24 protein-coding genes and 1 pseudogene are annotated in these 21,063 nt (G+C 40.4%); 13 read left to right on the top strand and 12 right to left on the bottom strand.

The genetic code is table 11. The features are described from left to right. Positions 1-92 precede the first annotated feature (92 nt). Positions 93-596, bottom strand: coding sequence for a hypothetical protein (locus KV40_RS10990; protein ID WP_036481043.1), 504 nt, complete (start codon positions 594-596; stop codon positions 93-95). 115 nt (positions 597-711) lie between these two features. Between KV40_RS10990 and KV40_RS37300 the strand changes: the two are divergent. From KV40_RS37300 to KV40_RS10980, 3 genes and pseudogenes are all read left to right on the top strand, one after another. Further along, positions 712-840 (top strand): annotated as a pseudogene (locus KV40_RS37300) (diguanylate cyclase domain-containing protein); the annotation flags it as partial. A 128-nt stretch (positions 841-968) separates the two neighbouring features. Then, on the top strand, positions 969-1,352 hold the full coding sequence (locus tag KV40_RS10985; protein WP_172657273.1) for a TMEM165/GDT1 family protein: 384 nt from the start codon (positions 969-971) through the stop codon (positions 1,350-1,352). 29 nt (positions 1,353-1,381) lie between these two features. Then, positions 1,382-1,666: a TMEM165/GDT1 family protein gene (locus tag KV40_RS10980; RefSeq protein ID WP_036481041.1), complete on the top strand. Its 285-nt coding sequence runs from the start codon at positions 1,382-1,384 to the stop codon at positions 1,664-1,666. A gap of 143 nt (positions 1,667-1,809) precedes the next feature. Here the strand turns inward: KV40_RS10980 and KV40_RS10975 are convergent, their stop codons facing one another. The 3 genes from KV40_RS10975 to KV40_RS10965 all read right to left on the bottom strand — a co-directional run bounded on the left by KV40_RS10975 (position 1,810) and on the right by KV40_RS10965 (position 4,217). Then, positions 1,810-2,892 carry an alpha-hydroxy acid oxidase gene (locus KV40_RS10975; protein ID WP_036481039.1) on the bottom strand — a complete coding sequence of 361 codons (1,083 nt, stop codon included), beginning with the start codon at positions 2,890-2,892 and terminating at the stop codon, positions 1,810-1,812. A gap of 280 nt (positions 2,893-3,172) precedes the next feature. Then, positions 3,173-3,646, bottom strand: coding sequence for a DUF2358 domain-containing protein (locus KV40_RS10970; RefSeq protein ID WP_036481275.1), 474 nt, complete (start codon positions 3,644-3,646; stop codon positions 3,173-3,175). Between the two features lie 31 nt (positions 3,647-3,677). Next, on the bottom strand, positions 3,678-4,217 hold the full coding sequence (locus tag KV40_RS10965) for a peroxiredoxin family protein (protein WP_036481038.1): 540 nt from the start codon (positions 4,215-4,217) through the stop codon (positions 3,678-3,680). A gap of 92 nt (positions 4,218-4,309) precedes the next feature. On the opposite strand from KV40_RS10965, the gene KV40_RS10960 reads away from it, so the two are divergent. Then, complete coding sequence (locus KV40_RS10960; RefSeq protein WP_036481036.1) at positions 4,310-4,705, top strand: nuclear transport factor 2 family protein; 396 nt, start codon at positions 4,310-4,312, stop codon at positions 4,703-4,705. A gap of 49 nt (positions 4,706-4,754) precedes the next feature. On the opposite strand, the gene gltX is transcribed toward KV40_RS10960, so the two are convergent. The 5 genes from gltX to KV40_RS10935 all read right to left on the bottom strand — a co-directional run bounded on the left by gltX (position 4,755) and on the right by KV40_RS10935 (position 7,955). Then, positions 4,755-6,203, bottom strand: coding sequence for a glutamate--tRNA ligase (gltX, locus tag KV40_RS10955; RefSeq protein ID WP_036481035.1), 1,449 nt, complete (start codon positions 6,201-6,203; stop codon positions 4,755-4,757). 127 nt (positions 6,204-6,330) lie between these two features. Then, positions 6,331-6,669, bottom strand: coding sequence for a DUF5615 family PIN-like protein (locus tag KV40_RS10950; protein ID WP_036481033.1), 339 nt, complete (start codon positions 6,667-6,669; stop codon positions 6,331-6,333). Continuing rightward, on the bottom strand, positions 6,666-6,890 hold the full coding sequence (locus KV40_RS10945) for a DUF433 domain-containing protein (RefSeq protein WP_036481032.1): 225 nt from the start codon (positions 6,888-6,890) through the stop codon (positions 6,666-6,668). The genes KV40_RS10950 and KV40_RS10945 overlap by 4 nt, the downstream gene beginning before the upstream one ends. A 141-nt stretch (positions 6,891-7,031) precedes the next feature. Further along, entirely contained in the window at positions 7,032-7,607 is a 576-nt protein-coding gene (locus KV40_RS10940) for an SMI1/KNR4 family protein (RefSeq protein ID WP_172657272.1), read from the bottom strand. A 123-nt stretch (positions 7,608-7,730) separates the two neighbouring features. Then, positions 7,731-7,955, bottom strand: a complete 225-nt coding sequence (locus KV40_RS10935; RefSeq protein WP_036481029.1) for a DUF2281 domain-containing protein — start codon at positions 7,953-7,955, stop codon at positions 7,731-7,733. 172 nt (positions 7,956-8,127) lie between these two features. Between KV40_RS10935 and KV40_RS10930 the strand changes: the two genes are divergently transcribed. The 3 genes from KV40_RS10930 to KV40_RS10920 all read left to right on the top strand — a co-directional run bounded on the left by KV40_RS10930 (position 8,128) and on the right by KV40_RS10920 (position 11,799). Further along, complete coding sequence (locus KV40_RS10930; RefSeq protein WP_036481027.1) at positions 8,128-8,538, top strand: thiol-disulfide oxidoreductase DCC family protein; 411 nt, start codon at positions 8,128-8,130, stop codon at positions 8,536-8,538. Positions 8,539-8,687: 149 nt separating this feature from the next. Further along, positions 8,688-10,724, top strand: a complete 2,037-nt coding sequence (locus KV40_RS10925) for an NAD(P)H-quinone oxidoreductase subunit 5 (RefSeq protein WP_036481025.1) — start codon at positions 8,688-8,690, stop codon at positions 10,722-10,724. A 250-nt stretch (positions 10,725-10,974) separates the two neighbouring features. Further along, on the top strand, positions 10,975-11,799 hold the full coding sequence (locus KV40_RS10920) for a calcium-binding protein (RefSeq protein ID WP_052055543.1): 825 nt from the start codon (positions 10,975-10,977) through the stop codon (positions 11,797-11,799). A 319-nt stretch (positions 11,800-12,118) separates the two neighbouring features. Here the strand turns inward: KV40_RS10920 and KV40_RS10915 are convergent, their stop codons facing one another. Further along, positions 12,119-12,772, bottom strand: coding sequence for a bifunctional 2-polyprenyl-6-hydroxyphenol methylase/3-demethylubiquinol 3-O-methyltransferase UbiG (locus KV40_RS10915; RefSeq protein ID WP_036481024.1), 654 nt, complete (start codon positions 12,770-12,772; stop codon positions 12,119-12,121). 65 nt (positions 12,773-12,837) lie between these two features. Between KV40_RS10915 and KV40_RS10910 the strand changes: the two genes are divergently transcribed. Beyond that, the gene (locus KV40_RS10910; RefSeq protein ID WP_036481022.1) at positions 12,838-13,599 is read left to right on the top strand and encodes an MBL fold metallo-hydrolase; all 762 of its coding nucleotides are present in this window, start codon (positions 12,838-12,840) and stop codon (positions 13,597-13,599) included. A gap of 66 nt (positions 13,600-13,665) precedes the next feature. Then, positions 13,666-14,775, top strand: a complete 1,110-nt coding sequence (locus KV40_RS10905) for an AI-2E family transporter (RefSeq protein ID WP_036481020.1) — start codon at positions 13,666-13,668, stop codon at positions 14,773-14,775. 213 nt (positions 14,776-14,988) lie between these two features. On the opposite strand, the gene cobJ is transcribed toward KV40_RS10905, so the two are convergent. After that, positions 14,989-16,833 (bottom strand): precorrin-3B C(17)-methyltransferase, encoded by a 1,845-nt coding sequence (cobJ, locus tag KV40_RS10900; RefSeq protein ID WP_052055542.1) that lies wholly within the window; start codon positions 16,831-16,833, stop codon positions 14,989-14,991. Positions 16,834-17,126: 293 nt separating this feature from the next. Here cobJ and KV40_RS10895 point away from each other — a divergent pair, with 293 nt between their 5' ends. The 4 genes from KV40_RS10895 to KV40_RS10885 all read left to right on the top strand — a co-directional run bounded on the left by KV40_RS10895 (position 17,127) and on the right by KV40_RS10885 (position 19,932). Beyond that, complete coding sequence (locus KV40_RS10895) at positions 17,127-17,672, top strand: hypothetical protein (RefSeq protein WP_081942829.1); 546 nt, start codon at positions 17,127-17,129, stop codon at positions 17,670-17,672. Positions 17,673-17,733: 61 nt separating this feature from the next. Then, positions 17,734-19,029 (top strand): homoserine dehydrogenase, encoded by a 1,296-nt coding sequence (locus tag KV40_RS10890; RefSeq protein WP_036481017.1) that lies wholly within the window; start codon positions 17,734-17,736, stop codon positions 19,027-19,029. Positions 19,030-19,055: 26 nt separating this feature from the next. After that, on the top strand, positions 19,056-19,214 hold the full coding sequence (locus tag KV40_RS34870; protein ID WP_156114012.1) for a hypothetical protein: 159 nt from the start codon (positions 19,056-19,058) through the stop codon (positions 19,212-19,214). Next, positions 19,207-19,932, top strand: coding sequence for an SIMPL domain-containing protein (locus tag KV40_RS10885; protein ID WP_036481015.1), 726 nt, complete (start codon positions 19,207-19,209; stop codon positions 19,930-19,932). Before KV40_RS34870 ends, KV40_RS10885 begins: the two co-directional genes overlap by 8 nt. On the opposite strand, the gene KV40_RS10880 is transcribed toward KV40_RS10885, so the two are convergent. Then, entirely contained in the window at positions 19,929-21,059 is a 1,131-nt protein-coding gene (locus KV40_RS10880) for an aldo/keto reductase (RefSeq protein WP_036481013.1), read from the bottom strand. The genes KV40_RS10885 and KV40_RS10880 overlap by 4 nt on opposite strands. Positions 21,060-21,063: the final 4 nt, after the last annotated feature.

Here is a 21,063-nt window from a genome sequence, read left to right as displayed (position 1 = left end):
CTCGCTTTAACTTTAATCTTAGATTGCCCTTTTAAGCTGGAAAAATTAAACTAATTGTGTTATGCGTACAGTTTCGTACATTAACTATACTGTTACATTAGCTCTAGACAATGATGGGCATTTAGCCAGGAATTGCTTTGCTTTATTAAAGAAGGTGCTGCAACTAAAACCACATTACCTTTTTTATTCAATTGCCATTGTTGAGCTTCGACTACTATAGGTTGTCTAACTCGATCCTCATTAAGTTTATCAATTTTCACAGTACCGTCTAGACCAAACTGAGAACTGGCACTAATTTGACTATTAGAGGAAGTAAACAACGCTTGAGTAGTAATATCGATGTTGCCGCCGTTACCCTCAAAAGCGTTAGCGTTAATGTTGCTATTTTCTAACAGCGAAACCGTATCGGCATTAATATTGATATTCCCACCATTAATGTTTGAGTTTTGGTTGACAAAAGCTCTTCTGGCTTCTGCGGAGATCGAACTACCGTTACGCAACAATAAAGAATCTGCAACTTTTAGCTCTAAGTTTCCACCTTGCCCAGAGGCACTCAAAGCTGTAAGAGACTTGCGGATAAATAGAATCCCAGGCATTTTAGAAGATAATCAATACTAAATGATAGGGATGATGGTTGCTGCTAGAATTAGCGATCGCCTCAAGTCTTTACAAATACCTCATTCTAATTCTTAAGCTAGTAAATATGTTAGTCTTAGCTGTGGCGTTGCTAGTACCAGTAGTAAATCGGTCGCTTCTACTCAAGATTTAATTGCTAATGCCGATCGCGCTTTATATAAAGCTAAAGAACAAGGACGCGATCGCGCCTTTTTAGCCGAATAGACAATTCAATTTATTTTATCTTCTTTAATCTTGCTACAATTTGGTCTTTATACTAAACTTTGCGACAATAACAGGAAATAAATAAATGTATATTACGAAAAAACTATTTACGCCTATTTAATTTAATAATGACTTTAATGCCTAGCGATCGCAGTATCGACACAGTTAATAATCTTGAAATAGCTGCACCTTCAGAGGTAAGCCAAAAAAAGGTAAGCCAAAAAAAACAGTATAGCTTTTGGGCGGTTTTTAGCTCTACTTTTATTACTATTTTTCTTGCCGAAATGGGAGATAAAACTCAACTGGTAACTTTACTAATGAGTGCCGAGTCTCAATCTCCCTGGATTGTTTTTATTGGTGCGGCTTTGGCTTTAATTTCTACCAGTCTATTAGGAGTTTTAATTGGATACTGGCTGGCTAAAAGACTTTCACCTCAAACTCTCGATATAGCTGTGGCAATACTACTCTTGTTTATTACTGGTTGGCTGATTGGCGATGTTGTAGGAGCGTAAATTAATTTAGTATTTATCGAGCATAAAACATGGATTGGCAACTTATTGGAATTAGTTTTATTACCGTATTTTTAGCAGAAATTGGCGACAAAAGCCAGCTTGCAGCGATCGCTTTGGGCGGCAGTTCTAAATTTCCTCGCGCCGTTTTTTTAGGCTCTACGGTAGCGTTAATTTTAGCTAGTTTCTTAGGGGTAATCGCGGGTGGTAGCGTCGCGCAAATTCTACCTGAAAAATTACTCAAAGCTCTAGCGGCGATTGGCTTTGCTATGATGGCTTTAAAAATTTTGTGGGCTGATAACAAAATAGAAGAATAAAAATTGTAAACGTTAGGACGACTGCCTTTTTATGAGTCAAAAACCTAAACAACTGTACAGTTTAGGATGGATTAAAGGGCTAAGTCAATTGTTTAGTGCATAATACCAGTTATTGAGCTAATAATTACCCTACCAATTGGCGACTAATAGTTTATTTTTACTAAACTAGGTTCGATGTCTTCAATCGAAGCACAGCCACATAAAGCCATTGCCAAATCTAATTCCTCTATCAACAACTGCAACACGTGAGCGACTCCCTTCATTCCCTCCACAGCTAAACCCCACAAAATTGGACGACCGACTAATACTGCCTTCGCGCCCAATGCCAAAGCTTTAAGAATATCTGTTCCCCGACGAATCCCGCCATCAACTAAAATCTCGATTTTGTCCCCTACTGTCTCTACAATTTCTGTAAGTGCTTCAAAAGTTGCAATTGCTCCATCCAATTGCCTTCCTCCATGATTGGAAACAATGATGCCCTTGGCTCCATGTTCGTAAGCTTTTAGACTGTCATCGCTCCGTAAAATTCCTTTCACTAGCACGGGTAAAGAGGTAATCGACTGCAACCACTCTAAATCCTTCCAGGTAACGCTCGGATCTATCTGTTGGGCAAAATAAGCAAACAACCCCGACTCTTGTGACGTTTGAGGAATAGCCAAATTGGACATGGAAAGATTGGCGAGTTCCATTGTCTTAGGTAAAGTAAACTGATTGCGGCGATCGCTTTCTCTTTTGCCTAACATAGGGGCATCTACGGTCAAACATAAAGCCTCATATCCAGCAGCTTCGGCTCGTCGTACCAGGGTTTCAGTAAGAGAGCGATCGCGATGAATATAGAGTTGAAACCATTGAGGGGTATTCTGTCTTTGGGCAGCAACCGCTTCTAAACTTTTAGTTGAAAGTGTACTAAGTACCATTACCACGTTGCTAATAGCGGCAGCTTTGGCGGTGGCAATTTCACCTTCTGAATTGGCTAAACACTGAAAAGCCATCGGTGCAATGAGAATGGGTACGTTTAGAGTTTGTCCTAAGAGTTTGGTGGCTAAATCGCGCTGACTTACATCGACTAACATTCTGGGGCGAAGTCGATAGCGATTGATGGCTAAACGATTTTCTCTCAAAGTAATTTCATCCAAAGCACCACTCTGGTAATATTCGAGAGCCATTGGCTCTAAATGCTGTTTGGCAGTGACCTCGTATTCAAATAGATTAATTGGTCTGTTCAAGGTTATTGGTTAGATAGCTCTTAGTTTGAGATATTTGTGATAATTTTACTAAAAATTTGGCAGGTGACTGGCAATCACTAGGTATGTCTGGTAGAACCTAATAAATTGAATGCCAAAATTGTTCGGTTTCTCGATTGACAAACCAAGATGTATTTCACTTAACTAAGAATTGCTATAGAGGCTCGTGATGCAATGCACACATCTCCTAAGAAACAAAATCAGTAGCCCATAAATGACTATCTGCCCCTCTGTGACTAAACTCTATTTCTTTTATTCATTACTAGCGGCAATCGCTCGTGGAAAGCTTCGGTTTTTCATTTTCTGCTTTCTCACTACGAAAAAACTGTTTGAGAATTTCTTTTGGTTTACGATCCCAGGTATCAATATGCTCGTAGATTAATCCTTCTGGTGTCAGCCTGTAGGTAGAAGTGCCATTAAACAAGATACGCGCTTTCCAGGGTACCCTTAAAGTACCACGCACTGTCCAATTACCTGTAATTATGGTGTTTGCAGTCTGCTCGATGTCGTGCAAGTCAAAATATAGCGAGGTAAAAAACAACCTGCCGTGAAATCTCAATGTCCAGAAGATAATACGATAGTTGAACTTCCCTTTGAAGGTATTGACTGGATCTTGAAAAAAAATATCTTGAGTATAAATATCGTAAGAAAGATCTTTGACAAATAGAGTTGGTAATTCGGCTCTAAGTGTCTCAATTGCTTTATCGACTCGCGACTGATAGACGCTTTCTAGCAAATTTTTTTCCTCTTTGAATATTGGTAATTTTCTATTTATTTGCAAGCTTATCTAGCTCTTTCAAAATTGTATCTGTCTCTGCATTGCTGTCTGTGAACGAAAACAAATGACGAAATACAATTTTTCCTTCTACATCTAGAATAAACTGTCCTGGTAAAGGTGCGCCTAAAGCTTGTCCCAGACCATAACGACGAAAGACAGTGCAGTCGGGATCGTATAAGAATGGATATGGTAAGCTGAGTTGCTCGACAACCACTTGACTCTGTACGGGATCGGTACTGGAAATCATCAGTAACTCTGCGCCGCGATCGCTTATCTCTTGATATCGTTCTTTTAAGTCTTGTATATGGGGATAGCAAAAAGGACAAAACAGCTTTTCGGTAAAAATGCGAGTAAATGCCAGCACTATAGGTTTACCTTTATAGTCTGAAAGCTCTACTTTGTCATCTCCTTTAACTTGAGGCAAACTAAAATCTGGTGCGATCGCGCCTATTTCTGGTACCTGCCGAGGCGGTAGGGGAACAAAATTATTAGCAAATCGGCGGTTGAACAGTCCTGTATTTCCAGTCACAATAAAAAATTAATTATTCTATATTGTCGATTTTACTTAACTTCACGACAAAACTATTCTGACCTTAGTGATATTAGTTGTAAAATTTTTTTATGAGCGATCCAGCAGATAAAGAAGCAGTACTAGCAGCTAATCAAGCCTTTTATGATGCCTTCTCCAGTAGGGATCTTAGTAGTATGAACCAATTATGGTGGCAAGGCTCTACTAGTTTGTGCGTTCATCCAGGCGGCAGCGCATTAGAAGGTTGGGAGGAAATTCAATCTTCCTGGAAAGGAATTTTTCGCCATACTGATGCTTTTGAAATCGACATAGAAGTGATTAAAGTAGAAATCGATCGCTCTGTTGCCTACGTAATCGTCAGAGAAATGGTGTTGCAGTCAAGCCAAGGTAGAAAAGTAAAAGCACCATCAATTGCCACTAATCTTTTTCAAAAAATGGCTCAAAAATGGTACTTAGTTCACCATCATGGTAGTCCGATTATGCGCTAGGTAAGAGGTAACAATTATGCTCCTCTACCCTGCGCTTTTCTTATCTCTTTTAAATTTTCTCTAAAGCTTGTTGTAAGCGAGGCTTATCCAAACCTCTATGATTGAGCAGCAGCCAAGACTGAGTAAGATCGGGTCCGTGTAGTTCTCCTGTTAAACCTGCCCTCAGCGATCGCATTACCAGACCTTTTTTGACTTTTTGGCTTTTAGTTACCTGTTTGATTATGTCTTTAGCCTCAGTTTCTTCTAGTTGAGTATTTTCAGCGATCGCTGCTATCACTTCTTTAAGTACTTCGGCTACTTTTTCTTGACGCAATAACTCTATTGCTTCTGCGCCATACTCTACAGAGTCGGTAAAAAAGATTTTGGTTTCTTTAATTACGTCGGTCAGACGAGTTAGGGTAGGTGCAGTCATTGCCGTTAGGCTTTCTAACCAGGTGCGATCGTATTTATCAACTTCAAAACCTGCATCTTGCCAATAAGGTATGAGTAAATCGATTAACCGATCTACAGGCATCTGATGGAGATATTGAGTATTAATCCAATCTAGTTTATTCCAGTCAAACTTTGCTCCTGCTTTATTAATGCGATCGAGATCGAACTCTTTAGCGGCTTCGTCGAGGGTAAAAATTTCTTTGGTAGAATCGGGAAAAGTCCAACCCAATAAGGTCATGTAGTTGACCATAGCTTCTGGTAAAAATCCCAATTTGCGAAACTCGTCGATAGAAGTTACATTATCTCGTTTGGAAAGCTTGCGCCCTTCTTCATTCAAAATCAAAGGCGTATGAGCAAATTCTGGTACTGATGCTTCTAAAGCTTCGTAGAGCAATATTTGTTTGGCAGTATTGGCAATATGGTCTTCTCCGCGAATGACGTGGGTAATTTGCATATCGATATCGTCTACAACTACCGCCAGATTGTATAAAGCCTGTCCGAAAGGTTCGTTATCATTCTCCGCAGCACGAGCGATAACCATATCGCCGCCTAAGTCGCCGCCTTTCCAAACTACTTTATCTCTAACCTTATCTTCCCAGACAATAGTACGGGCTTCGTCAATAATAAAACGAATTACGGGTTTACGCCCTTCGGCTTCAAACGTCTCTATTTCTTCTTCGGTTAGATTGCGGTGACGGTTATCGTAACCTGGAGCAAGTCCCTTAGCTTTTTGAGTTTCGCGCATCTCGTCCAGTTCTTGGGCAGAACAATAGCAATAATAAGCCAAACCTTTATCGATTAAAGTTTGTACCGCCTGTTGATATTTGTCTAATCTTTGAGTTTGAAAAATCGGTCCTTCATCCCAATTCAAACCCAACCAAGACAATCCCGATTTAATATTCTCGGTATATTCATCGCGCGATCGCGCCTTGTCGGTATCTTCAATTCTTAGAACAAAAGTACCTTCGTTACGACGGGCAAACAGCCAGTTAAACACCGCCGTCCTCGCCGTACCGATATGCAAATTTCCTGTCGGGGAAGGTGCAATTCTTACTCTAACAGCCACAGAATACCTCTTAAATTTAATATATTTTTATTTAGTGCAGCTTATTATTTTAACGAGATATCGAGCGACGATGACTGAGAGCTTTTCTTTTAACGTTCGAGTGCATGAATTTTGTTGTCATGCGCTGCTAGTCTCCGCTAATTTCAACTAAAACTTCACCAGATCGTAAAAGCTCTAATGCTTTTGGCAAAGTAGCACTCAAAATTTCTCGCAACCGAGCATTTGAGGTATTACCGCAAGTCAACCAAATAATTTGCGGTGGTGAGCCAAAACGACCGACTAGATCGACAAAATCATTATCTTTAGTCATGAAAATAACGCTTTGTGTCTTTGCTGCTTCAAAAATTTCAGAATCTTCAGCATCTCTCAAACCAACATCTCGTAAAGCTAATGCTGTTACTTCAAAAGTGCTGCTAATCCAAGCTGCAATTGCAGGGGACAACTGGGCATCGACCCAAATCCTCATGCCACCAACATCGGGTGATTGAGCTTACGCGAAGCATATAGAAGGGATGCTTTTAAATCGCTTGCTTCAAGATCGGGCATTTCTTCTAAAATCTGCTCGGCACTTAGCCCAACCGCAAACAAATCTAAAACATCTGATACTCGAATTCTCATCCCTCGAATACAGGGACGACCACCACATTGTTTTGGATTAATAGTGATTCTTTTAAGTAGTTCTGACACAATGTTGTTCTCCTTAGTACACTTTCAGTTATTCTAGAATGCTCAAACTCATAGGAGCAGTTTCGATTTAGCTATTATCTGAAACAAATTACAAATGACTACTGCTGAGTGATTTCACTAAGAGCTTCTTGAAGAATTTCATCACTCATTCCCTGTTACTCGGTAAAATGTCTTATCCAATTTTTGGTATTGATTGTCTTTTGGTAAAATTTCGTTGATTTTTGTTTCATAGATAAACTCCGATATAAATTTGTATAGATCGCGCCCAACAAAACCTGATTCTTCTAACGCATCAAGTGGTATCCGATAAATGTCGTAGCTACTGTCTTTCTCATTGAAAGAAGCCAGATGCCAGACAAACATTTCGGCACAACCATTATCGGCAAATGGGAAGCTATTGTTTAGTATGTCCTGCAACCATAGCATTTGTTCTAGATCTAAAGCTGGATATCCTTTACTTCCATGTTCTATTTCATGCTTAACTGCATCCTTAAAAGCATCAAGCTGCCAATTAGCATGACTCAGTAAATCAAAGCGATCGTCCAATTGGCATGGACAATAGACACGGAATTCATTACCAAGTACACCAGCACCAAAGACCGAACAATATTCTTTGAATCCAGCAGGCAAAGTAAAATTGACAGTTTCTTCAAGCATCTGAATTTCCTTTTCACAAGGTAATACATCACCGCCTGTAACTTCGAGAGAAGTAAGCAAATTCTGCCATTTTTTTAGGAATATTTCTTCCATAAACAATTTCTTGGTCGCTCTTGATACTGTTCTATTAATTTCAACAGCCGCCCACAATCCTCTTCTCAAATTTCATAAACTAATAACAGTTTATTCAAAAGAAGTTGCCCTAACTGATTTAGCTGGTTTAACTTGCAGGCAGTCCACTGATTCAAACCATTGTGTCCATGTTTCAGAGAAATTATTTTGACGCTCGCTAGTCACAGCACTTTGCTGATGCTTATGGGTTAAAAAGTCAATAAAATCACTAACTTGCTGTAATAGCGGCTCGGGTAACTGCTGTAACTTAGAAATAGCCGTTTTGCGAATGGTCATGATGATGAGTGCAGACAGGATAAACTGCTATTAGTTCATTTTATAGCGGTTTTCAGTCTAATTATATAAAACTCTGATTTGCAAGCCAGATAAATTTAGATTTTTTTATTTGGGAGACTTGATAAAAGCAATCGACCCTCTAAGATAAATAAAAAAAGCAGACTAACTCGGTATGAAATATCACGTTATTTATGACGGCAAGTGCAATCTTTGCAGCACTTTTGCTCAATTACTAGAAAAATACGATCGCGGCGATATTTTTGACTATATCCCTATGCAGGATAAAGAAACTCTAGCTGAGTTTAATATTACCCCCGAAGATTGCGAAGCAGGAATGATTTTGATCGATGGCGATCGCCCGCAGCAAAGATGGCAGGGTAGCGCAGCCGCAGAAGAAATTGCCCGTTTGTTGCCTATGGGAGAAGCTTTTATTGCGGCATATCGTGCCATACCAGGAATGAAATGGCTCGGAGATCTTAGCTACGAACAAATCAGAGACAATCGCTATAGCTGGTTTGGCAAACGGGAAGATACATATAAGACAGGCTATCCGTTTGGTTGTGGGCAAGGGAGTAATAAGTAGCGAGTAGCAAGTAAGTTTGACTAACTAACCACCTAAAGCCTAAAGCCTAAAATCACACATCAAACACATCTTTAAATAAATGTATGTGTCAAAATGATTAGCGTCGGTCGTTAAAATGCAGTGAAGCAATTAATAATATAGATTGAAATATGGAACCCCTCTATCAATATGCTTGGCTGATTCCTGTTTTGCCCTTGTTGGGGGCAATGTTGGTAGGAATTGGACTTATTTCTTTTAATAAGGCAACTAACAATCTCCGTCAGATTGTTGCCGTTTTTATTGTCTCTATTCTCGGTGCGGCAATGGTATTATCCTTTGCCTTGCTTTGGAGTCAGATTCACGGACACGAAGTTTACACCCGTACTATTGAATGGGCAGCAGCAGGGGATTTTCACCTGTCAATGGGTTACACTATCGACCATCTAACTACTGTGATGCTGGCGATCGTCACTACAGTAGCTTTTTTGGTGATGATCTATACTGATGGCTACATGGCGCACGATGATGGTTATGTACGCTTTTATGCCTATTTAAGCATTTTTAGTTCTTCAATGTTGGGTTTGGTAATCAGCCCCAACTTGGTACAAATATATATCTTTTGGGAACTGGTAGGGATGTGTTCCTACCTGCTAATTGGCTTTTGGTACGATCGCAAAGCTGCTGCCGATGCCTGTCAGAAAGCTTTTGTCACCAACCGTGTCGGTGACTTTGGTTTGTTGCTAGGGATGCTAGGTTTGTATTGGGCGACTGGCAGTTTTGAATTTGAAGTCATGGGCGATCGCCTGAGCGAATTAGTTGCCTCTGGTGCTTTAAGTGCTGGTTTGGCTACTCTGTTTGCAATTTTGGTCTTTTTAGGTCCCGTTGCTAAATCGGCGCAGTTTCCCCTCCACGTTTGGCTACCAGACGCAATGGAAGGTCCTACACCAATTTCTGCATTGATCCACGCAGCAACGATGGTAGCGGCTGGTGTATTTTTGATTGCGCGGATGTATCCCGTATTTGAAAATGTTCCTTTGGCAATGACCACTATTGCCTGGACGGGAGCGTTTACCGCTTTCTTGGGTGCGAGTATTGCCATGACGCAAAACGATATTAAAAAAGGTCTGGCTTATTCGACAATTTCCCAGCTTGGCTACATGGTAATGGCAATGGGTATTGGTTCCTATACCGCTGGTTTATTCCACCTAATGACCCACGCTTATTTTAAAGCGATGCTGTTTCTCTGTTCGGGTTCGGTGATTCACGGTATGGAAGATGTAGTTGGTCATAATCCAGACTTGGCGCAGGATATGCGAATGATGGGCGGCTTAAGAAAATACATGCCGATTACCGCAGGTACTTTCTTTGTGGGAAATCTAGCAATTTGCGGTATTCCTCCCTTTGCTGGATTTTGGTCGAAAGACGAAATACTCGGACAGGCATTTGAAGCTAACCCCGCTCTTTGGTTTATTGGCTGGGCAACTGCTGGTATAACGGCATTTTATATGTTTCGCATGTATTTTATGACTTTTGAAGGTAAGTTTCGCGGCAATGATGAAGGTATCCGTCAGAGTTTGCTAACTCACTCTGGGGTTGCTTTTGGTCCTGGAGCAATGGATGCTGAAGAAAGCGAGCATCACGGACATAGCGAAACTCCTCACGAGTCGCCATTGACTATGGCTCTACCATTGTTAATCTTAGCCGTACCTTCTACCGCTATTGGTTTTCTGGGTCGTCCCTGGGAAAATTACTTTGAAGAGTTTGTGTATGCCCCTGGCGAAACCGCAACTCAAGCTATGGAAATGGCAACCCATTTCGATCGCACCGAGTTTTTAATTATGGCTGGTAATTCGGTAGGGATTGCTCTAATTGGCATTACTATCGCCTCTTTAATGTATCTACAGAAAAAAATCGATCCTTCGGCGATCGCCAAACAAATTCCTACCCTTTACAAACTATCCCTTAACAAGTGGTACTTCGACGACATTTACCATAACGTCTTCGTTCTTGGCTGTCGCCGTCTGGCAAGACAAATTATGGAAGTAGATGCTCGCGTTGTCGATGGTGCGGTAAATCTAACGGGACTGGCAGCCGTTCTTAGTGGTGAAGGCTTGAAGTATTTTGAAAACGGACGCGCCCAATTCTACGCCTTAATTATCTTTGCGGCGGTTTTGGGTTTTGTAGTAGTTTTCGGAGTCGCTTCTTAAAGCTATAAGCCTCCTGGTAAAAATATTTTTATTGCGATCGCCTGTTAGTATACGAGGCGATCTTTTTTTATGTCCAGGGAGAGCTGCCAACCAATCGCTAATTTTTTAAACCTTTAAATACTTATTTATTTCTATTAGAAAAGCAAATTTTTGAACTGATAAAATCATTTATTTGTTTTTATCTCTAGTTATTCTCGATTGATTTTTACTATTTATTTGTAGTCAAAAAATTTATCAAGAAGAACAAAAAATGGTTACAACAATAGGCGACAATCGCAATAATAAAATTATTGGAACTAAAAAAGAAGATCTACTTCGTGGTGGTGACGGTGACGATTTTCTTAAAGGTTTAAAAGGAAACGACACTCTAATTGGCGATCGAGGAAGTGATCGTAAATTTGGTGGTAAAGGAAACGATCTCTTTGTTTGGAATAATGGTGATGGTAGCGATATTAATGAAGGTGGTAAAGATTACGATATTTCCCGAATAAATGGTGCGGATGCAGGAGATGAATTTGAGTTAGAAGCTAAGGGACATCAAGCCTTATTTCAAAGAATAAACTTGGTACCTTTTAGTGTAGATGCCAATAACGTCGAAAAGTTTGAACTCAATGGTCTTGGCGGAGACGATACTATCACGGTAAAAGACCTGTCTGGTACTGATGTGAAACAAGTTTACATCGCAGGTGGAGAAGGCAATGACTGGCTCGATGCTAGATACACTGCTGTCAATATTAAGGCTTATGGCGGCGAAGGATACGATACCATCTACGGTGGTAAAGGAAACGACTGGATTGATGGCGGTAAAGGCAACGATTGGATTGATGGCGGTAAAGGTTACGATAAATTTCTAATCGCATCAGGAAATGGTTATGACCAAATTAAAGACTTTGAGGTTGACAAAGATTACATTAGTCTGGGTGGAGGTTTGAGTTACAAAGACATCGAACTAACTCAAAAATATAGCGGTACAGTAATCAGTGCAGACGATGAAAAATTAGCTTTTTTATCTAGCGTAAACGCCGACCATCTTAGTGCCGATAATTTTGGAGTTATTTTTAACTCGCAACTATAGCAACTCTTAGAGCTACAAATGTTAGTCTTTAATAATACATAAGATAAACTCGGAAAAAGCCAAAGATATTGCTGTAAATAAATTTATGATTTCAGGCGATCGCTTCAAATTTCAAGAGCAATCGCTATTTTTTGTTTACTTCATTTCGATCTCAAATAATTTTTAGTTGCTGTTTATAAATAAATTGAGAATAAAAATCGCATAATAGCTTGTTATATGAAATCTAAAAAAGAACGCTACATTTAGAAAGATGAGGTAAAAATAAAAAGCTTAAAGCCAAAGACAATACCATTGGTAGCAAACAATTAAGTATTTCATATTACTTCGTATAAACAATGCGAAACCTTCTGACTTGAGAGTCACCACACTCTTCAAAACTAACCTGCTGCAAACCCAACTCTTCAAAATAAGCCAGTTCGGTTTTAGTTAGTGGATAGGGTAGTTCATTGGCTGGTTCGTCGATTTCTCTACCACGACAAATGACTAATAATTTACCATCTGGAGCGAGAAAGCGAGGGATATTAGCGATCGCCTGAATTCTAATATCGGCGGGTAAAGCTTGAATGGTGTAAGCTTCTAAAACAAAATCAAATTTTTTACCAACTAAAACTTGTGGCTGTAGCAAATCGTCTCTGAGATAGTTTACCGATGAATTGGGAAAGCGACGATTGCACCAGGCGATCGCGCTATGAGAAACGTCAAATGCCGTTACTTCAAAGTCGAAGTTAGCTAAAGCTTCGGCATCGTCACCCAAACCACAGCCAATTACCAAAGCAGTTCTTCCTTGGCCTTTAATTCTATTCTGTTCGAGCCAGTCGGCTAAATGAGGATTTACCGTCAATTTTGCCCAGGGAATTGCCCCAATATCTCCCTCGGCTAAAGAATACAGTTCTTCAAACCAGCCCGTTGCATCCTGACGAGCGTAATATTTTTGAGCCAACTCTTGAACTCTACCGATATTGCGATCGCTCATAGTTTAGATTTCTTAAAATATATTTACAATAAAAATATTAATAGTAATTTACATATATTGACTCGATGCAGCTTACACATTTTGATAGCAACACCTGGCTGATAGAACACGACGACACCAGAATACTTTTAGATCCCTGGTTTGTAGACGATCTGGTTTTTAGCAATCAGGCTTGGTTGTTTAAAGGCAAAAAAAATAACACCTATCCTATTCCTGAAGATGTTGACTTGATCTTGCTCTCGCAGGGATTAGAAGATCATGCCCATCCACCCACTCTCAAACAACTCGATCGCGATCTTCCCGTAGTTGCCTCTCTTAATGCAGCCAAAGTAGTAGAGAAACTCGACTACCACAATATAAACACCTTAGAACACGGACAGAGCTTTACCTGGCAAGACAAAATAGAAATTCAAGCCGTACCTGGATCGCCCATCGGACCCACACTTGTTGAAAATGGTTATATTATCAAAGGATTAAAGTCGGGTAAAAATATTTATTACGAACCTCACGGTCATCATGACGATTCACTTTCTGAAGCCGCTCCTATAGATGTTATTATTACCCCATTTATTAGCTTGAAGTTACCTGTAATTGGTGCGGTAATCAAAGGACAAGAAACGGCTTTGGATATTTGTAAGCGTTTAAAGCCCCAAGTTTTATTATCTACTGCCGCAGGTGGAGATATAGAGTTTGAAGGCTTTATTCCTGCTATTTTGCAGGCAGAGGGTAGCGAAGCAGAAATAAATCAAATGCTGCAACAAAATAATCTCAGTACCAAAGCCATAAATCTTGAGTCGGGAGAAAATATCGAACTATCTTTGGTCTAAAACAATAGCTATTTTGCTAATAACAGGCTATTCTGCTAAATTATTTCGCGGTTAAACGCAATTTATATGTCAGATAAACGTACTAATCTTTCTGTCACTAACATTCTGCTAGTTACGACAGTTATTTTATCGGTAATACTGCTATGGCAGTTGAGAAGTTTGATCGTGGTGTTGATGATTTCGGTAGTTATAGCTGCTACCTTGGCACCAAGCGTTAATCTCGTGCATAAATTGGGTGTACCGCGCTGGCTGGCAGTTTTGCTGGTATATTTGGGTTTAATTGGTGCGCTTACAGGATTTGGACTAATAGTAGGTCCGACAGTTGCCCAACAAATAGAGCGTTTGATTGGCAAACTTCCTCTCTATTTAGAAACATTGCGATCGCTGCTGGAAAATTTAGCAATGCGCTTTGGCATCAGTGAACCAGGTACCCCTAGTATTATCAGTCAGTTCTTAGATATTCAGGGTTTGGCATCTTGGGCAATTCGTTCCAGTCAACAACTGGTAGTTCGTTCTTATGGCGTTACCAGAGGTATTATCGGCAGCGTTTTCAGCCTCTTTTTAGCCTTGTTACTCTCAGCATACATGCTGTCTGGTTCTAAACAACTGCTGGGAGATATTTTTAATTTGTTTCCCTACCCCTGGAATCAAAAGCTGGCGGATCAAATACAGCCAGTGGGTAAGAGAATGGGAGGCTATATTCAAGGACGAATCTTAGTTTCGGCTATTTTAGGTACGGTAATTAGCATCTCTCTAAGATTTTTGGGAATGTCGGAATTGGCGTTAGGTTTGGGCGTAATTGCTGGCTTTACTAATCTAATCCCCTTTTTTGGACCAATTTTAGGGGCAATACCTGCTTTAATTGTGGCGATCGCTCAAGGAGGCTTGACTTTTGTTTGGGTAATCTTGCTATTCGCGATCGTGCAGAATTTAGAAACTTATTTACTCGATCCGCTATTAGTTGGTAGTTCGGTCAAGGTTCCCCCACTATATCAACTACTAGCAGTTTTAGGTGGAGCGCAGGTACTGGGTATTATCGGTGCGCTAATCGTTCCCCCTTGGGTTGCAGGAGGCGGCGTATTGCTAGAAAATCTCTACATTAAACCTAAACTTCTTGCTGAAGAACATCAGTTGCACTCTAAATACATAGATAGCGATCGCGTCAAAACAATTTAGTTGGTAGACTTTACATCTTCGTAAAAATCAGAAATTTTTAAATTTGAGTCGATCTTACTAAAGTTTGTAGTGACAGTGCGGTCACTATATTTAATCATCAATAATACTGATAGCTTTTGTATACATGTTATTGAAACGGCTGTTGAAGCAATAAAACTATTTCTTCTGTACTCCAATTGAAATGCGTTCGCGATAGTGTTTATTTGGTCTCAACTAAACATTTACCGAATAACCTCTGGGAGTAATCATCCAGTTAGCATAGTTACGAGTATTGTTATTGCCGATAATTACTGTGGTTAGCATATCTATCGGAGCTTCTAACATTTTTTCTAATGTAGTCAAAGTAACTTGTTCGTTATCTCGATAAGCCTCTCGAACGATCGCCACAGGGGTATTTGACGGACGATGCTGTAAAAATATTTCCCGTGCGGTAATAATTTGCTGGGTGCGTTTTTGCGATCGCGGGTTATAAATTGCCACAATAAAGTCTCCCTGCGCTGCGGCTTGCAGACGTTTGGTAATTACTTCCCAAGGAGTCAATAAGTCACTGAGACTGATAGCACAAAAATCGTGCATTAAAGGTGCGCCCGCTCTAGATGCTGCCGCTTGTAAAGCGGAAATACCAGGAAATATTTGTACTTGAGGGGTTTTACCATCCCAGTTATCGGCTTGTAAAGCTTCTAACACCAAACCTGCCATACCGTAGATACCACAGTCACCAGAAGAAATCACGGCAACAGTTAAACCCCACTGCGCTAGTTCTATAGCTCGTCGCGCTCTTTGTTTTTCTTGAGTAATGGGTAAAGATTCAATAATTTGTCCTACACGCTGTAAGGGTTCAATTAATTCGGTATAGAGAGAGTAACCGATAATTGCATCGGCAGAGGTAATCGCAGTTTTTGCCGCAGGCGTAATTTGATCTAAACTACCAGGACCAATACCGACTAAAAACAGTTTGCCAGTACGTCCCGTATATTCTAGCTCGGCTTGCGCGATCGCTACAGTAACCGCTCCAGGTTCGTTATCGCCTTTAAATATCTGTTTGGTAACTAGCAATTCTTGGTTATTAGCTGCCAAGATAGCAGCAGCTTCGGCAACGCTTGGCGTACCAACTTCATTAGCCACAACATTAGAAGGTGTAGGTACTGTCACCTGACGTAACTGTTCGGCAGTAAAAGTTTTAAACGGCAGGGAAAGATTGCCACATAGTTCTAAAATTCCCGTTTCGTCGGATTTAATATCGATACTGGCAATTCCCGCGATCGCGTCTTTAGCTAGATGATATTTCTGACAAGTGGTATTAATAGCCGTTTCTATTAATTGCCTAGAAGTACCTCTCTCGCAACCAATACCTACCCACAAGACTCTAGGATGCCACTGTACTTTGGGAAAATCAGACTTAGGGGCAAATTTTCTTTGGGTAAGACTTATCCAAATACGAGCCTGAGGCTTAATTTCAGAAAAGTCAAAACTAAACGAATGTTGCTCTGGGAGATGTTCTTGCCATAGTGTATTACCCACTTCTTGAATTACCTGTACGGTTTCGCCTCTGGCTGCTGCTGCCATTACTCCCGTCCAGTCTCCCTCACCTTTACGCCAACCGTAAGGAACACCTAGAGTATCGATCGCGGGTAATTTGCAACTGCTAGCCGCTCCCGTAACTACTGGTACCGCTCCGATAGTATCGGCAATCAGTTGGGTCAGTAAGTCTGCACCGCCTTGATGTCCGCCACATAGACTTATAACATAACGCCCCAAGCTATCGATAACTACTATTGCAGGATCGTTTTGTTTGTCTGCTAATAATGGAGCAATTAAGCGCACTACCGCACCAGCAGCCAGACAAAAAACAATTGCTTTGTGAGATGTCCAAATTGAAGTAAGATGTTTTTTAAGACTTGAATGGTAATATTGGGCATTTTGTGTCTTTTCTACAGATTCGGGTAGCCATAAAGTTGCTTCCGTAGTTTGACACAAAGGTTGCAGAATTCGAGCGGCTGTTTGATTGGTAGCGATCGCTGCAAGTGGTTGAAATGGTTCAAAACTAGAATTTAACAAGGATAGATTGGTATTCGATCGAGAACAGTTATTAATTATCGAGGAAAACTAACATTGTGTGTAGACTATGGCAGTTTTTAGTATTTTTACTGACATCTCATAGTTGGGGGATAATTTTTTCAGCAACATTCAAATTATTCCCTGCGTCTCCCCGTCAATTATTATCACCATCCAATATGATGCAACGTCTTTTTACTAAGAGTAGTGTATTTGGAACAAGCCTTTTAATAATAACGTCTAGCAGTAAATAATAAATTTTCAGTAAATTTCTAAATTTAATTTACGTTTAGCCATTGTACTACCTTAATAATTACCGTCGCCTGGCGATTGATAAAATAAAGTCATCGCTCGACTTAAATTTAAATAAACAAGCATTTATTAAACTTTACTGGTTATTGTTTATCGGCTCSATTCTTAGCTGTAATACTTCGACATTAGCTCAAAATCGAATTGAGGAAGTAATTATAGACCGCCAATTTATTTCTAGTCCGATGACCCTTGAAGGTATTAGCGGCGGAAATTCCTCAGCAGCAGAGGTAGTTAGAACTGAAAATACTGCTACGGGGTATTGTGATGGTTTCGTTCATCGCCAGCCAAATCATATTTTTAAACTCAATTCTTTCTTTGACTTTTTAAAAGTAGAAGTTGAAAGTAGCGCAGATACAACTATTTTAATTAAAGGTCCAGGTGGTGTTTGGTGTAACGATGATGCCGAAAGTGCCAATCCTATGATTGAAGGGCAATGGCAACCTGGCATTTATGAAGTTTGGATTGGTTCTTATCGAGAAAACGCCAACAATAGCTACCGCATTAAAATTACAGGAAGTAACTCTCCATAGCCAATCGTACCTATTACCGCTAATCTAGATAAAGTTACACTATCAGGAATTTTAAGTAACTGTGGCTTTCAAGATTGGCTTACTAGGATTGGGAACCGTTGGTACGGGTACGGCTGAAATTTTATTAGATACTTCAGGGCGCAATACGCTGTTAAATGAGATTAAAATCGAGCGGGTAGGTGTGCGATCGCTCGATAAACCCCGAGAGGTTGAATTGCCAGCGGGAACTTTGACTACAGATTTAGAAACCCTCGTTACCAATCCTGAAATTGATATTGTTGTAGAGTTGCTTGGAGGATTAGAACCAGCGCGATCGCTAATTCTTAAAGCTATTGCTAATGGCAAACACATCGTTACTGCCAATAAAGCCGTAATCGCTCGTCATGGAGATGAAATCTATACCGCAGCCAATAAAGCTGGGGTATACGTATTAATTGAAGCGGCGGTAGGGGGTGGAATTCCCATAATTAAACCACTCAAGCAATCTTTGGGGGTTAATCGCATTCAAAGCCTCATCGGTATTGTCAACGGCACTACTAACTATATCCTGACTCAAATGTCAGCATTAGGCGTAGATTTTCAAGAAGTACTAGCTGAAGCACAACAATTAGGTTATGCAGAAGCCGATCCTACTGCCGATGTCGATGGTTTGGATGCTGCCGATAAAATTGCCATTTTAGCTTCGATCGCTTTTGGAGGCAGAATCAATCGAGAAGATATTCTTTGTGAGGGTATTCGGGAAATAAACGCCACCGATATTAATTATGCTAACAATTTAGGTTTTGTTATCAAGCTGTTAGCGATCGCCAAAACCAATTTAGAACCCGATCCTTCTTTACAAGTAAGAGTTCATCCTACCTTAGTACCTAAGACTCATCCTCTGGCTAACGTCAACGAAGTTTATAACGCAGTTTTAGTACAGGGAGAACCTTTAGGACAGGTAATGTTTTTTGGTCCTGGTGCGGGTAAAGGTGCTACTGCCAGTGCTGTAGCGTCAGATATTATTAATATTGTCGGCATTCTCAAAAGTAATGGCAATACTAAAACTCTCGATCCGCTTCTGAGTCTTACTCATAGCGATTTTTGCAAGCTAACTCCCACTGAAGCGATCGAAACTCGTTTTTATGCTCGTTTTCTCTGTCGAGATGTTCCTGGAGTTATCGGACATTTGGGTACTTGCTTTGGCAAACACAACGTCAGCTTAGAATCGGTGGTGCAAATTGGCTTCCGCAATAAACTAGCCGAAATTGTCGTAGTTACTCACGATGTAATAGAAGGGGATTTTCGCCAAGCATTAGCTGAGATTAAAAATAGCGACACGATTGACAGTATCCCTAGTATTTTGCGAGTCCTATAGGGACGTTCCTTGGAAACGTCTGCACGATGAAACGTGCGCATGATGGAACGTCCGTACAAATATGTCCTATGTCCCAACATTATAATTTAATAATTTTAGCCTACGTGCAACTAACAAAAGAGCTAACCAGTCAACAGATACGTACTAAGTATCAAAAAAATTGGAAACAACTACAAAATGAATAGACTTGCTTTACCCTATCGGCGTTTTGGCTTTACGCTGGTTCTTTTAAGTTTGCTCAATTTAGTTTCAGTCGAACCAGCTTTGACCAAAGAAAAACTCATGCGAACGCTAACAGTAACGGGAGAGGGAATGGAGAAAATTTCTACAACTTTAACCCAAGTAGAATTAGGCGTAGAAATTAAAGGTAAAACAGCTATCGAAGTTCAACAGGAACTTGCCAAACGTACCTCGGCAGTAGTAGATTTGCTGGAGTCTTCTAAAGTAGAACAGTTACAAACTACTGGTATACAGCTACAGCCAAATTATGATTACAGTAACAATCGACAAAATTTAATCGGATATATCGGTACCAATACAGTCAGTTTTCGCTTGGAAACAGAGCGAGCAGGTAATTTATTAGATGAAGCGGTGGAAGCAGGTGCTACTCGTATCGATCGCGTAAGTTTTACCGCAACTGACACAGCCATTTCTGAGGCACAAAAAGAGGCTTTGCGTCAGGCAACTATTGATGCGCGATCGCAAGCAGAGGCGGTTTTAGAAACTCTTAATTTTAGTCCTGAAGAGATCGTCAGCATTCAAATTAATGGTGCTAATGTTCCCGAACCAAAGCTTATCCAAGCAGAAAGACTAATGAGTGCAGATGCAGCCGAACCTAGTACCCCTGTAATCGGTGGAGAACAAACCGTACGCGCTTCTGTCACCCTACAGATTAGCTATTAATTTTCTTCCCACAAGCGACGGCGAGGGGAACCATTTAATCTGCTATGAGTATCTTTAACTAAAAAAGGTATATTTAAGTTTTCTGGACAACGAGGCAAACAATCACCACATTCGGTGCAGCGATTACCTTTAGAGCCTGGAAACCAATGTCCCGCATTTTCTAACATTCGATAGCGATATCGACCGTAATCTGTCATCTTATAGGCTACGGCTAGATTGCGGAGTCTTAGCACTTCGGGAATGTTAATTTGTTCGGGACAGGGCAAACAGCGATCGCACTGACGACAGAGTTCGTCGTTTAAAGATTGTTCTAGATGTTCTTCCAATCTATTAAATACTTCTATTTCGGCAACGGTAAGAGTATAGTCTTTATCCGCTAGCTGCAAAGGAACTGTTAATTCTTCTGGAATAGCCGCACCGACACTTAAAGTAGTAATGCGGCGATCGCTCAATAAAAAACGATAGTTTAATTCTAAAGGAGTAAAAGGTCTGCATAGCTGCCTTAACTGTTCGGGAGGGGTGTAGAGTCTACCTCCTTTATCTGCTGGCGAGATAATAAATATCCCCATGTCTTTACTAGCAGCCAGGGCGATCGCTTCTCGGTTGCGCTGTTGAAAATAATAATAGTGAAGATTGATAAATTCAAATAAATCTGTATTAATAGCTGCTAAAATTAGCTCTAAACTACCGTGAGTAGAAAAGCCCAAATGTCTTATTTTACCCTCGGCAATTGCCTCTTTAATCGCTTTCAAACAGCCTGAAGAACTTGTGAGTCGCTCTAAATGTTCGTAGGTATTAATGCCGTGAATTGCCAAACAGTCGATATATTTTAAACCCAATCTGTCTAGTGACTCGTTTATCCAGCCCCTCATTTGTTCGGCATCTAGCGTAGGGGGTAGTTTAGTTGTAATGTGTATTTGCGATCGCGGTATTTGTAGCTTATTTAGAGCCGAACCTAAATAAGTTTCGCTATTGCCATAGCCCCTAGCAGTTTCTAAATGATTGATGCCTAGCGCGATCGCTCTTTCAACTGTAGCTATGGCTGTATTTTCAGAAGCCAAACGCATGGTTCCCAAAGAGAACACCGATAAATCGAGATTGGTTTTGCCAAATCTTCGCAGTCGCATCTAA

This window comes from Myxosarcina sp. GI1, from assembly GCF_000756305.1.
GTDB lineage: Bacteria > Cyanobacteriota > Cyanobacteriia > Cyanobacteriales > Xenococcaceae > Myxosarcina.
This window is presented reverse-complemented; position numbering and strand designations above follow the sequence as displayed.

Coding starts and splice junctions, on each gene's coding strand:
- KV40_RS10980 (WP_036481041.1), top strand. CDS start 1,382: ATGGATTGGCAACTTATTGGAATTAGTTTTATTACCGTATTTTTAGCA.
- KV40_RS10950 (WP_036481033.1), bottom strand. CDS start 6,669: ATGAGGATTTGGGTCGATGCCCAGTTGTCCCCTGCAATTGCAGCTTGG.
- KV40_RS10885 (WP_036481015.1), top strand. CDS start 19,207: ATGAATAGACTTGCTTTACCCTATCGGCGTTTTGGCTTTACGCTGGTT.
- KV40_RS10960 (WP_036481036.1), top strand. CDS start 4,310: ATGAGCGATCCAGCAGATAAAGAAGCAGTACTAGCAGCTAATCAAGCC.
- KV40_RS10905 (WP_036481020.1), top strand. CDS start 13,666: ATGTCAGATAAACGTACTAATCTTTCTGTCACTAACATTCTGCTAGTT.
- KV40_RS10990 (WP_036481043.1), bottom strand. CDS start 596: ATGCCTGGGATTCTATTTATCCGCAAGTCTCTTACAGCTTTGAGTGCC.
- KV40_RS10985 (WP_172657273.1), top strand. CDS start 969: ATGACTTTAATGCCTAGCGATCGCAGTATCGACACAGTTAATAATCTT.
- KV40_RS34870 (WP_156114012.1), top strand. CDS start 19,056: ATGAAACGTGCGCATGATGGAACGTCCGTACAAATATGTCCTATGTCC.
- KV40_RS10935 (WP_036481029.1), bottom strand. CDS start 7,955: ATGACCATTCGCAAAACGGCTATTTCTAAGTTACAGCAGTTACCCGAG.
- KV40_RS10920 (WP_052055543.1), top strand. CDS start 10,975: ATGGTTACAACAATAGGCGACAATCGCAATAATAAAATTATTGGAACT.
- KV40_RS10925 (WP_036481025.1), top strand. CDS start 8,688: ATGGAACCCCTCTATCAATATGCTTGGCTGATTCCTGTTTTGCCCTTG.
- KV40_RS10915 (WP_036481024.1), bottom strand. CDS start 12,772: ATGAGCGATCGCAATATCGGTAGAGTTCAAGAGTTGGCTCAAAAATAT.
- KV40_RS10880 (WP_036481013.1), bottom strand. CDS start 21,059: ATGCGACTGCGAAGATTTGGCAAAACCAATCTCGATTTATCGGTGTTC.
- KV40_RS10910 (WP_036481022.1), top strand. CDS start 12,838: ATGCAGCTTACACATTTTGATAGCAACACCTGGCTGATAGAACACGAC.
- KV40_RS10930 (WP_036481027.1), top strand. CDS start 8,128: ATGAAATATCACGTTATTTATGACGGCAAGTGCAATCTTTGCAGCACT.